Origin of the sequence: Methanobrevibacter sp., from assembly GCF_050872065.1 — an archaeon.
GTDB lineage: Archaea > Methanobacteriota > Methanobacteria > Methanobacteriales > Methanobacteriaceae > Methanocatella.
On the sequence record NZ_JBNMGD010000041.1, the window covers coordinates 1 to 12,841 of the forward strand.

Here is a 12,841-nt window from a genome sequence, read left to right on the forward strand (position 1 = left end):
ATATTAAAATTAGTAATATTAAAAAAAGATAATTTAAGAATGCTTTAAACAGCATACTTAAATTTTAATTAAAATGGAATTGTCATTATTGAATTTTAAATTCCATTAATTTGTTTTATTAACTGAATAGACAGTATTCGTTTGTATCTAATTTATCCATTCGATTGGTTCGTTATTCATCAGTTTGTTGAATGTGGATATATACCAATTGTATTTGGTATTTTCCATGGTTGCTATCATATCTTCCACACGCTCATCAACTTCCTTTGTAAATGTCTTGTTTTCATAGTCATGTGTTGTAAAGTAATGTACATCAATACAATAGTTCTTGTCCTGTTTATGGAAGATATAAGCCACACCTATGTGTTGATAGCTAGTATTTGTGTCTTTGGAAGGGTTTGTGTAATATTCTCTTGTAACATTTTTACCCCCTAACTTGATGACTTCGCTTTTTAAGGTCTTATATTGTCCATGTTCTAGGAATCTTAGCTTCTCTTTAGATTGGGGTCCCATGTAATCTTCAGGCCAGTCATCCCAGCAATCCAAAATAGTATAGTTATTTGTCATTGCATTTCCGTTTTTTCCAGTAGTGTTTACCTCATCGGTTGTGTTCCATCCTTCCGGCACTACATAAATTGAATCATCAAACTGAATTGTTTTGTCTGTCTGGAAACTTAGAAAACTGTTTATAGCCCCTAGATTAATTATAATCGTGAATAGTATAATAGCTAATAAAATGTAAAATAACGTCCGTTTTAATTTCCTGTTCTCATCCTATTTTTATGCGATATTATTAATACCTTTTATATACATTAAAATTTATATTATTAATACTATTTAAAATTAGAGTTATAACATTGTTTTAATTATATGCACAATTCTTAAGGGTTCTTTTTTCACTTTGAGAATTAATATATCATTAACTTGGATTTTAAAAAGAAATTTTTTGTTTGTTTATAGTCTAAAAATTTATATATCTTTTTTTCATTATTTTAATTATAGAGGTGTAAATATGATATATAAATGTCTTATTTGTGGCCATATTCATAATGAAGAAGCAACTGGAGTATCATTAAATGATTTAGATAAATGCCCTATATGTAAACAGGCAATATCTAATTTTGTTGAGTATGAAAATTCAAATTCAGATTTTGAAAGTTCAAATGAACTAAACGATTTATCATATCCAAAAGAATTTGCCAAAAGTGATAAGAATATTAGGCACATGGATATAATACATCAGATGGCAATTTCTGGTGAATCAATAGTCGCTTCAATGTATACTGAGCTACCAATGCCAAACTGGGATGAAATTCTACTTTTGGGTTGTCAGCTAAATCCTCAACCTTTAGAATCAACAATTGATGTTAATACAACAACCATCATTGGAAAGAATGCTAAAAAACCTTTAGTAATCGAAAGTCCAATTTACATCACACATATGTCATTTGGAGCATTATCAAGGGAAAGTAAAATAGCTCTTGCCAAAGGAAGTGCAGGTATTAAAACAGCTCAGTGCAGTGGAGAAGGTGGAATATTGCCCGAAGAAATGGAAAACGCTTACAAGTACATCTTTGAGTATGTTCCAAACAAGTATTCTGTAAATGATGAAAACCTGAAAAACTGTGATGCTATTGAAATAAAAATAGGTCAATCCACAAAGCCAGGATTAGGAGGACAATTACAAGGGGTTAAAGTGACTCCTGAAATTGCTGAAATCAGAAACAAACCCGTAGGTGAAGATATTCACTCTCCAGCTACAATACCTGGAATTGATTCAAAGGATGATTTGAAAGAATTGATTTCTACTTTAAGAAAAAAATCTGGAGGAAGACCGATAGGATTGAAATTCGCTGCAGGAAGAATTGAAGATGATTTAGAATATGCTTGCTTTGCAGAACCTGATTTTATAACAATAGATGGTAGAGGAGGATCTACAGCAGCAAGTCCAAAAATTATTCGTGATTCAACATCTGTTCCAACAATTTATGCTTTAAATAGAGCTAGAAAATACCTTGATGAACATGGTGAAGATATATCTCTAACAATTACAGGAGGTCTTCGTATTTCATCTGATTTTGCAAAAGCTTTGGCTATGGGTGCTGATGCAATAGCTATTGGAACAGGAGCTTTGATTGCCTCAGCATGTCAACAATATAAGATATGTCATACTGGAAACTGTCCGGTAGGTGTTGCAACACAAGATCCTAAGAATCGTGAAATGTTTAAAATAGAAGCAGCTGCAAAAAGAATTGAAAACTATTTAAAAGTTTCAACAGAAGAGTTAAAACAATTTGCAAGGATAACTGGACACAATGATGTCCATGACTTAAACATAAATGATTTATGTACAATAAACAGTGAAATATCTAAATATACAGATATTAAACATGTATGATAATTTTGCTAGATTATTGACTTTAATAATCTACAAAATTCTATTTTTTTATTTTTCTCTTAAAAGTAATAATTTATTTATTTTTTCATTACATTTATCAAAACCAGATAAGCTCCAAGAACTCCACTAAAGACAAATCCAATTAATCCGAGTATTGGAAAACCAAATAATGTAGGTCCAACATCAGTAATGAGAGCAAGAGATGAACCGATAATCAATGAAGATAAAATCAAAGATATGGATAACTGATTAATAATGTGATCAATTTTTTCATGTTTTAATTTCACTTCAATGTTTCCCTCTTCCAGTTTTGAAAGTGTGCTATTAATCGTATCGGGCAAATCCTTTGCCAGATGTTCTAATTGTAAAAGATAATTAAGACTAACTTTTGCTAATCTTCCAGGTTTATATTTGTTAATTACAATTTTTCTAGAAAGTTTCTTCAATTCACTAGCAGCATTAAAATTGGGATCAAGCTTTTTACCAGTATCCTCAACCAAAACAATTCCACGACCAATCATTATGAATTCATTTGGAAGAATTATATTGTTTTTAATCATTGCATTAAGCAAATCTTTGATTGCACCATCCATATTTTTCAGTTCAGCACCATAATACAAATTCAATAAATCATTAATGTCTGCCTGTAATTCGGGTGTATTTTGTGATGGGGAAATGATATCCATATAAATTAACTGCTTTATAATATTATCTGTATTTCCACTTATCAAAAGCAACAAGAATTCTGCAAGATTTTCCTTAAAATCCTCACTTAAGATTCCCATCATTCCCATGTCAATATAACATAATTTATTGTCTTTTGTTACAATTAAATTTCCAGGATGGGGATCTGCATGGAAATAACCGTCAATTAGTATTTGTTTAAAATAGGATTTAATACCATAATTTGCAATTCTTTTTTTGTTAATATGAGGATAATCTCCTTCAATTAAATCATTGACTGATACTCCTTCTATTAATTCCATAGTAATTATCTTTTCACTGCAATATTCAGTGTATGCTTTTGGAATTTTAATATATGAAATATTTTTGAAGTTATTTTCAATATTCTGCATGTTCATTACTTCTTCTAGATAGTTAATCTCCTTAAAAATTGACCTTTCAAATTCATTGACAATTGCAGATAAATTGAAAGTTTCAGATGTTAAAACAAATTTACCTATTCTTTCTGCAAGAAACTTCATTATTTTAACATCAGATTCTATTATTTCACGTGAGTTAGGTTTTTGAACTTTGATTGCAACTTCTTCACCGGTACTTTTCAGTTTAGCCTTATAAACTTGCCCAATTGATGCAGATCCCACTGGAATTTCATCAATAGTACTGTAAACGTTTTCAATTGGTTGATTCAATTCTCCTTCAATAACCTCTTTCATTTCATCAAAAGGAGTTATAGGAGTATTGTCCCTTAGTTGCTGAAGTTCTTCTGCAATTTCAATACCTATCAAATCAGGTCTGGTACTTAACATTTGTCCTAATTTGATATATGCTGGACCCAATTCTTCTAGTACTTTTCTAACTCTTAATGGAACTGATTCATCGAGAAATTTACCTTCATTTTCAGCTTTATAATTCCTTAAAAATGGAAATTTCCTAAAAAAAGTATTCTCTTCGATCAAATATCCGAAATCATTCTTTTTTAGAACCTTATAAATTTCATTTATCCTTTTGAGATTATCGTTTCTAGCACTAGTAATAACTTTCATTAAATAAAAATAGTAAATTAAAGTATTTATTTTTTTAGAATAATAACTAGAAATTGTTTTTCCATATAGGAGTGATATTGTAAAAATTCAAAAAAAGAAAAGAAGTTTAATTCTATAAAATTTAACATATTCTGTCTAATTCAACTTGAATGCAATAAAATATGTAAAATGATTATTAATCATTTTGTTTTTCTATTAATTCTATTAATTTTTCATTAGTCTCTGACTGTTTTTTTACTTCTTCTTCAAGTTTATTTATTTTGCGATCAAAATATCTTTTAAGCAATGCAAAAGACAATGTTGCAGTACCTACACTAGATAAAACATACCCACTCCATACAAGAACAACATCAGTAAATTTCCCTAAGGAGGAATTTCCAAGTATTGCATATCCATTACTTGTAAAAGCATTACTTACCATAACTACTGAATCTAAAACACCAGTTCCTTCAGTAAAAATTGTAAATACAAAAGCAATACCTAAGATAATAAATAGTAATACTGCAGTATATCCTAAACCTTTAACTTTTGTAAAATGAAGGAATTTTTTGAAATAATATCTTGTAAAGTAAATGCCTGCAACAACATGTATTAAAGTTAATACAAAGAAGAACATATTCACATCATTTCTAATGTTCAAACTAATACCGAAATAGAGATATGTCATGCCAATTAAAGTTTGCAGTGGCATTAATCCAATTAATACCAACTTATTGAATCCCTTGTCATAAATGACCATACATGAAATGACTGATACAAAAATATCTAAGAATACTAATTCAATTTGAGTCTTATTTTCAAAGAATAAAAAATTTAAAACATTCAATAAAAGTAAAGCTCCCATTATCAAATAAAATACTTGTTGCAGTGTTTCAAGCTCTTCTTGAGGCAGGATTTTGTCTCTGTCTTGAAGCTCACGATGGTTTACAATTTTATTTTTAATATAGCTAAATCCAACAGTAAGAAATAGAATGCCTATAATTTCAAGTATTACAATAAAAGCAATGTCCAATTCAGTATACATTTCATTTTACTCCATGAATAATTATGCTATTTTTTTCCTAAATTTTCCAATGAATCTCCACTAATCCTATATACAGTCCAATCTTTCATAGGTTCAGCTCCAAGAGATAAGTAAAAGTCAATGCTTGGTTGGTTCCAGTCAAGACACCACCATTCTAATCTTCCACAACCTCTTTCAATAGCAATTTCAGCTAGCTTTTTAATTAGAGATTTTCCATATCCTTTTCCACGATATTCCGGTTTTACATATAAATCTTCAAGGTATATTCCAGCACGACCTAAAAATGTTGAAAAATTATGGAAAAATAATGCAAAACCTACTTCCTTATTATCCTCCATAGCAAATATCACTTCTGCAACCTTTTTATCAAAGATCCATTCAATCAATAATTCTTCACTAGCTACTACTTCATCCAGCATTTTTTCATAATCTGCCAATTCTTTTATAAAATCTAGAATTAAAGAAACATCTTCTTTTTCAGCAAATCTAATAGAAAATTGAGACATAATAACACACCTAAAAATATAATTTTTTTAAATGGTTCCTTAAAAAATAATTAAAAAAAGATTATGAAATTTTAAAAATCATAATGTATATTATGTAACTTATACAAGCACACAGAACTACTTGATGGGAATGCATAAATCATATCATCAAGCTCATCTAAAGTTATTTTTTTGTTAATGATAAATGTAAACATGTTTGCAACGTTTTCTGCATCTGCAGCATATATTTCAGCACCTACGATGTTTAATTCTTTATCTACAATAACTTTTGCTTCTGCAGTACTGTCATTTTTAAGTTCTAGTGAGTATGACTTACCATACTTTATTGTATGAACATCATATTCATCGCTTTCATAAGCAATATAAGCTGGAACACCAACTGTTGCTATTCTAGGTATGGTATATGCAACTGCTGGGACAACAGGATATTTAATTTCATCTGCCTGACCCAATAACTCTTTTGCAAGATATTTAGAATGATGTATTGCAACGGTTACAAGTTTAGCAATACCAGTATCTGCAACATCTCCAGAAGCATAGATATTTGGAACTGCGGTTTGTAAGTGATTGTTTACTTTAATTCCATTTTTAGTATAGGTTAATCCAACATTTTCAAGTCCAATATCTTCTACATTAGCTTCTCTTCCCATAGCAGCTATTACATAATCTCCAGTTATGCTAATTCCACTATCAAGATTAACAGTGAATCCATTTTCATATGCTTTGTTGTCTATTTTTGCTTGAGGATCTCTTAAAAGTTCATCACTATTCATTGAGTTTTCTACATTTGAAACTTTATCCTCAGGATTATCAATTACGATAGAATCATCTTTAATAATCTCTTCTACGCTTTGATTGAAATGGAAGCGAATGTTTTTCTTTTCCAAGATTTCTATAACCTTTTGAACATAAGGCTGATGGAATTCTTTTAATGCCATATCTCCACGGATGATTACATCAGCTTCAAGGCCTGCTTCTGCAAGTATTGATGCAAATTCCATACCGACAAACCCTGCACCTATTATAATTGCATGTTTTGGAAGTTCTGCAATATCTAAAAAGTCAGTACTGTCATGTAAGTATTCTTTTCCTTTAATGTTTGGAATAACTGGTTTTAGGCCTGTACAAATTACAATTTTATCAGTGGTAAATGTTTCATCACCTACTTGGACCGTGTGTTCATCAATGATTACTCCTTTTCCATGTGCAACATCCAAATCATACTCTTTGAATTTACCATCTAAAAATTTGGACATTCCTGCAATACGTTTTTGTTTGAGTTTCATTAACTCTGGCCAATTCACTTCAAAATTGCCTGATTTTCCAACACCTTCAAAATTATCAGTTAATGCTTTAATTTCATATGGTGCATCAAGTAATGCTTTGGAGTTACATCCTCTATTTGCACATGTTCCTCCAAATAAACTTTCTTCAACAATTAATATTTTAAGGCCTTCTTTTCTTAAAAAACGACCTCCTTGCCATGCGGCATTTCCACTTCCTATATAAATAACATCATAATCCATAAATTTGACCTCTAATCTAATCATTTATTAAAAATAATATATACTATTATCTAAACATTATCGCTAATCAACTGGAATAAATCATTTGTCTTCATTGTTATCATAAATTCCATAACATCTTCCGGAACTTCATATACAAATGTTGGATAACCTGCTTCTGCAATCGGCCTTGAGACTAATACTGCTGAAGTTGATTTGTATGTTTCATTGCCTGTGACTGGATAATAATTAAAATCACTTGATTGATTTATATTTTTAGCTATTTCGACAGATGCATCATCCATTGCAGGTGTAGCTATATAAAACCCTTCACCATATTCCGGAATGTGTGAATGACTAATAACAACTGCATCAGCATCGCTGGCTGTGACATTTGGATTTACATAATCATGAACAAGCTTTTCTCCATTTGCACGTCCTAGATTATAATCCTGTGGATCTTTTGTAACTGTGACCTTATAATGAATTACCTTAACATCCTTGCCTGCAAACTCTTTTGCGGCGTTAATTTCAGGATCAATAGCCAATGTTTCTCTTGGATGAATTCCGGTAATCAATGCAATGCTCTTTTGGGCATGTACATTTCCATAAGTATTAACTTCCACACTACCTATATCAGTATCAGCAATAGTTTTATAATTAGTGTTGTTTAAAAAGCCATTTCCACTCAAAAAAATTGCAACAACAATTAAAAAAATTGCAATAATTATTATTTTTGTTTTTATCTTCACGATTACACCTAAAAATTCAAATAGCTATTTAAATTTTAAAAAAAAGAAGGATTAGAATTTGAAAAATTCTTTACACCATTTAAGTTTATGTTTGATATCTTGAACTTCCATTTCATAGGTTTTTTCAAGGTCTCCATAATTTTCTTCAAGATTTTCAGTTTTATTATCAACATCAACGTTTGAAACTTTATCTAAAAGACCAGATTCCTCAATTTTTTCAATTTGACTTAATACTTCTTGTTTTGCTTCAAAAAGCATGTCAATAGCTTGACCAACATTGATGCCTTGTTCTTCTAATTTTTTTACTTTTTCTAATTGTTCGTCTGTTAATTCAATTTCCATTTTATTCATGATGACACCTCAATTATTTATTATATTTAATAATATTTCTTTAAATTATTTTCTAGTATGCTCGACAATTGTTTCATTGATAACTGTTTCATTAGAAACATTTATATGATTTTATTTAAATAGAATAATTCAGGTGAAAATATGGATAAAATTCCAGATGTTTTTGATAATGCTCCACTGATAGGATTTATTCACAATATATCAAAAAACCAACTGAAATATCTTGATTCACAAATTCAAGGACTTAATTTAGGTCGTGAAGTGCGTTATATAATGATAATTTATGACAATCCTAATTGTTCACAGGATGATTTAGTCAATATTTATGGTGAAAGTAAAGCAAACATTGCTAAAGCATTGAAAAAACTTGAAACTCAAGGATATATCATAAGAAAAGTGAATCCTAAAAACAGACGTAAGTATATGTTAAAAACAACAAAAAAAGCCGAAGAATTAGTTCCAAAAATAAGACAGATTTCACTTGATTGGGAAAGTAAGGTTGGAATTGATGAAAATGATTATGAACTAAAAGAAAAAATAAAAAAAATAGCAATTAATAGTATGAATATTATTAGAGAGGATAAATTATGAAAATTGAATTTGAAACATATGTAATATTTATATCATTTATAACTTCATTTTTTGGAGTATTTTTATCAAATGGTATAATTATAGGTGTTCCAGCAATAGCACAAGAATTTGCAATGAACAATGTTATTCAAAATTGGATACCTACAATATTTTTCCTTGTTGTGGCGGTCTTTACAGTTCCAGCAGGGCAAATTTCAGGAAAATTTGGTGTTAAAAAAACATTGCTTGCAGGAATTATAGTATTCCTATTAGGTTCAATAGGAACATGTCTTGCATTCTCAACTGAATCATTTTTGATATTCAGAGTCATTCAGGGTGTTGGAGTTGCATTCCTAAATGTAGCTGCTATGGCAATGGTAGTTCAAGCAATTAAACCTCAAAATAGAGGAAAAGCATTAGGTCTTACAGTTACTGGTGTTTATCTTGCAACTTCACTTTCACCAGTTATCTGTGGATTTTTGGTCCATAACTTAGGTTGGAGATCAATGTTTTACTTTGTAATTCCATTTTTAGTGTTATGTATCATATTGCTAATTTTAAAAATACCTCAAGAATGGAAGACATATCAAGATGACAAAATAGATAAAGTTGGATCTATAGTATATGCTATCGGAATCTTATCATTCATCTATGGATTTACAACATTAATTACAACAACTGGTAAAATATTAACCGTTATTGGAATTATTTTACTAGTAATATTCATAGCATATGAGCTAAGGCAAAAATCACCAGTATTCAACATGAATCTATTTAAAAATAAAAAATTCACATCATCCAACATTGCAGCATTATGCAGTTATCTTGCAATAATGGTCGTTACAACAATATTAAATTACCATTTCCAATATGTAAGAGGATGGGACGCTCAAATGTCTGGAATGATATTGATTATCACACCAATCATAATGGCAATAATTGCTCCAAATGCCGGGAAACTATCAGATAAAATACATCCACAAAAACTATCTGCAATTGGAATGACAATCGCAACCATTGCACTTGTAATATTAACATCTCTAAACGCCGACACACCAATTTACCTAATAATTATAGCTATGATTCTACAAGGTATTGGTATGGGACTTTTCTCATCTCCAAACATGAATGCAATTATGAGTTCTGTTCCACCTAAAGATGCACCAACTGCATCAGCTTCACAGGCTACAATGAGGACAATAGGTCAAACAATGAGTTTAGGTCTTTTAACATTAATATTTGCTTGGATAATGGGTAGTTTAAAACTAAATCCACAATACGCAACAATGATTGTACAAGCTTCCCAAATTATCTGCGGAATATGTACAGTAGCTTGTATCCTAGCTATATTCGCATCACTTGTTGGAATTAAATCTAGTGACAAATTTAATACAGATAGATAACTAATATTATCTATCACTTCTTTACTTTTTTTAAAAAATGATAATATGAGTTGTGTGTAATATGGAAATTAGCGCAGATGAAATGAAAAAAACAATAGAAAAAATATATGAACGCCTAGATAAAGTATCTCCAGTTGATTTTGATTGTGGAAAATTATGCGGAGAAATATGCTGTGTTTATGATGAAGAAGACTATCCCAACGAAGAATTAGCATTATATCTCTTACCTGGTGAAGAGTTAATGTATGAAGATAGCGACAGTTATGAATTATATTATATTGATTCATCTGAAATCAAATATCCTCACTCCTGGAAAGGTCAGATTTATCTTGTTAAATGCATCAATCCACCAAAATGTGACCGTAGCATCAGACCGATTCAATGCAGAACATTTCCATTAATCCCCCACTTAAACAAGAAAGGAGAATTTCACTTAATATTTGATGAAAGCGAATTTCCATACAAATGTCCAATCGTCCATGACCATATAAAACTAAACGATGAATTTATAAAAGTAACTTATGAAATATGGTCTGTCTTAATAACTAATCCATTAGTTTATGATTTAGTAGATATGGATTCCAGAATGAGAGATAATAGAAAAAGTCATTATGAAATAGTAATTTAGTTATTCAACATATATGTGCAGTTCATAGTTGCCAGTCAATTTCATCAATATTATTTTCATTTAAAAATTCATTAGCTAATTTAAAATGATTGCATCCAAAAAATCCTCTTCTTGCCGAAAATGGAGATGGATGAGAAGTAATCAAAACTAAATGATTAGGATTTGTTATTAATTCTTTTTTCTTTTCGGCCTGTTTTCCCCAAAGTAAAAACACAATTGGATGTTTTTGATTGTTTAATATCTTAATCATATTATCTGTAAATATTTGCCAACCACATTTACTGTGAGAATTCGCATTACCTTTTTCAACTGTCAAAACAGTATTTAGTAAAAATACTCCTTGTTTTGCCCATTTTTCCAGACATCCTGATTCAGGAATAGGACATGAATATTCCTCGCTGATTTCCTTAAAAATATTTTTCAATGAACGTGGTATGGGTCTGCCTTCAGGGGTTGAAAATGAAAGCCCATGAGCCTGACCTTCCTCATGATAAGGGTCTTGGCCCAAAATAACCACCTTGACATTGCTTAATGGGGTTAATTTAAATGCATTAAATACATCATCACAATGAGGATAAATGGTTTTGGCATTATACTCTTTTTTTACAAATTCCTTAATCTTTAAAAAGTAATCTTTTTCAAATTCATCATTTAAAACTGAATCCCAATCATTATTTATCATAAAAAACACTTTTACTTTTTTACTAGCTAATTACAATCCAATAAAAATTCAGAAATATAATTTAAAAATTAGATATAGAGGGTTATAAAACCCACTATTTTAATATATTGTCATTGGTTGTTTCGATTTTTTCAACAACTTTTTGACCTTCATTAGCTAAGTCACTAAATAATGTAATTGTTTCTTTCATTTTAGGAAGTGCCTGTTCTTTATAAGTGCTTACATCTTCAATAGCTTGAATTGCTTCTAAAAAAGATGCTTTTAAAACTTCTGGTGAAATCATAGTCTCAGCACTGTGCTTTTGTATTTCACTTCCTTGTTCCTTAAGCATATGTGAAGTAGATTCAATGATATGTTCAGTTGTACTGTTAATAATATTAATTTTTTCCATAACAATTTTTTGATCGTAAAGGGCACTAGCAACCATCACACCAGTTCTTAAAGCCGAAAGAGTTACGTTTTGTGCACGTTTAACACCACGAATCAATTCTTTGTTATTTCTTCTAATTACATTAAGAGATACGATACCTTGTTGATTTACAACAATTGTTTGTTGCATATCCATAATTCTTTGCCTAAGAGGGAATAATATCTCTTCACGGACAAATTTTACTTTTTCCTCATCAATTCCTTCAATTTCTGCAGTTTGTATTTGTGCTTCAATAGATTCATCCATTTGTTTTGCAAGTTCAATATCTGCAAGAAGCTTGTTGGTAATATCTCTTAAATAATTTTCTTCATTTAAAAGAGTTGTATTATCATTTTGAAGGACTTTACTACTTTTATCAAGAGACTGGACAATATCAGAGATAGCTGTTTCTGCTTTCTCATATTTAGCAAAGTATTTTCTAACAGGATTCATTAGATTTCCAAGCACTCCTTTTTTTGTGAAATTTACTTTACTTGGATCTAAATCTTTTATTTGGTTATTTAATTCAAGTAAATTTTCACCGATATTATCTGAATCCTTACCACCTTTTGTTAAATCGACAAATCTAGTAGCTAGCATTTCATTATGAGCAGCAGATTTAGACATCTCATTTAGACCAAAATTATCTAAAGGTTTTAATATCTGTTCCCTTGCTTGTGGATTATTTAAATCAACATCAAAAATTGCGACTGCATTATCTTGAGCTTGATTTTTAATATTTGAATCTTCTAATTTTTTTCCTTCTTCTTTTAAAGTTGTTTCAACATCTTCCTTAATTTCATCAATATTTAATGAAAATTCTGCCATTATATCATCTCATTTTAATTTTGGCAATTAATACAATTACTTAAATAATAATCTTATC

At 29.9% G+C, this 12,841-nt stretch carries 13 protein-coding genes; 4 read left to right on the top strand and 9 right to left on the bottom strand.

What is annotated here, in order from left to right; all coding sequences use genetic code 11:
• Positions 1-147 precede the first annotated feature (147 nt).
• Positions 148-627 (bottom strand): hypothetical protein, encoded by a 480-nt coding sequence (locus ACR0P1_RS06270; protein ID WP_432645549.1) that lies wholly within the window; start codon positions 625-627, stop codon positions 148-150.
• 385 nt (positions 628-1,012) lie between these two features.
• Between ACR0P1_RS06270 and ACR0P1_RS06275 the strand changes: the two genes are divergently transcribed.
• On the top strand, positions 1,013-2,398 hold the full coding sequence (locus ACR0P1_RS06275) for a glutamate synthase-related protein (RefSeq protein WP_432645550.1): 1,386 nt from the start codon (positions 1,013-1,015) through the stop codon (positions 2,396-2,398).
• 77 nt (positions 2,399-2,475) lie between these two features.
• On the opposite strand, the gene ACR0P1_RS06280 is transcribed toward ACR0P1_RS06275, so the two are convergent.
• The 6 genes from ACR0P1_RS06280 to ACR0P1_RS06305 form a co-directional block, all read right to left on the bottom strand.
• Positions 2,476-4,125, bottom strand: coding sequence for an ABC1 kinase family protein (locus ACR0P1_RS06280; protein ID WP_432645551.1), 1,650 nt, complete (start codon positions 4,123-4,125; stop codon positions 2,476-2,478).
• A 175-nt stretch (positions 4,126-4,300) separates the two neighbouring features.
• Positions 4,301-5,149: a hypothetical protein gene (locus ACR0P1_RS06285; protein ID WP_432645552.1), complete on the bottom strand. Its 849-nt coding sequence runs from the start codon at positions 5,147-5,149 to the stop codon at positions 4,301-4,303.
• A gap of 26 nt (positions 5,150-5,175) precedes the next feature.
• Positions 5,176-5,655, bottom strand: a complete 480-nt coding sequence (locus ACR0P1_RS06290) for a GNAT family N-acetyltransferase (protein WP_432645553.1) — start codon at positions 5,653-5,655, stop codon at positions 5,176-5,178.
• A 71-nt stretch (positions 5,656-5,726) separates the two neighbouring features.
• A complete protein-coding gene (locus ACR0P1_RS06295) occupies positions 5,727-7,181 on the bottom strand; it encodes a dihydrolipoyl dehydrogenase family protein (RefSeq protein WP_432645554.1) in 1,455 nt (484 codons plus the stop codon).
• Between the two features lie 50 nt (positions 7,182-7,231).
• On the bottom strand, positions 7,232-7,912 hold the full coding sequence (locus ACR0P1_RS06300) for a hypothetical protein (protein WP_432645555.1): 681 nt from the start codon (positions 7,910-7,912) through the stop codon (positions 7,232-7,234).
• Between the two features lie 51 nt (positions 7,913-7,963).
• Positions 7,964-8,263, bottom strand: coding sequence for a hypothetical protein (locus tag ACR0P1_RS06305; RefSeq protein WP_432645556.1), 300 nt, complete (start codon positions 8,261-8,263; stop codon positions 7,964-7,966).
• A 141-nt stretch (positions 8,264-8,404) separates the two neighbouring features.
• On the opposite strand from ACR0P1_RS06305, the gene ACR0P1_RS06310 reads away from it, so the two are divergent.
• The 3 genes from ACR0P1_RS06310 to ACR0P1_RS06320 all read left to right on the top strand — a co-directional run bounded on the left by ACR0P1_RS06310 (position 8,405) and on the right by ACR0P1_RS06320 (position 10,864).
• Positions 8,405-8,854, top strand: a complete 450-nt coding sequence (locus ACR0P1_RS06310) for a MarR family winged helix-turn-helix transcriptional regulator (protein ID WP_432645557.1) — start codon at positions 8,405-8,407, stop codon at positions 8,852-8,854.
• The gene (locus tag ACR0P1_RS06315; RefSeq protein WP_432645558.1) at positions 8,851-10,236 is read left to right on the top strand and encodes an MFS transporter; all 1,386 of its coding nucleotides are present in this window, start codon (positions 8,851-8,853) and stop codon (positions 10,234-10,236) included. Before ACR0P1_RS06310 ends, ACR0P1_RS06315 begins: the two co-directional genes overlap by 4 nt.
• A 61-nt stretch (positions 10,237-10,297) precedes the next feature.
• Complete coding sequence (locus ACR0P1_RS06320; protein ID WP_432645559.1) at positions 10,298-10,864, top strand: hypothetical protein; 567 nt, start codon at positions 10,298-10,300, stop codon at positions 10,862-10,864.
• A gap of 22 nt (positions 10,865-10,886) precedes the next feature.
• Here the strand turns inward: ACR0P1_RS06320 and ACR0P1_RS06325 are convergent, their stop codons facing one another.
• Together ACR0P1_RS06325 and ACR0P1_RS06330 are read right to left on the bottom strand one after the other, a co-directional pair.
• Positions 10,887-11,546 carry a uracil-DNA glycosylase gene (locus ACR0P1_RS06325; protein WP_432645560.1) on the bottom strand — a complete coding sequence of 220 codons (660 nt, stop codon included), beginning with the start codon at positions 11,544-11,546 and terminating at the stop codon, positions 10,887-10,889.
• A gap of 94 nt (positions 11,547-11,640) precedes the next feature.
• Complete coding sequence (locus ACR0P1_RS06330; RefSeq protein ID WP_432645561.1) at positions 11,641-12,783, bottom strand: toxic anion resistance protein; 1,143 nt, start codon at positions 12,781-12,783, stop codon at positions 11,641-11,643.
• Positions 12,784-12,841 lie beyond the last annotated feature (58 nt).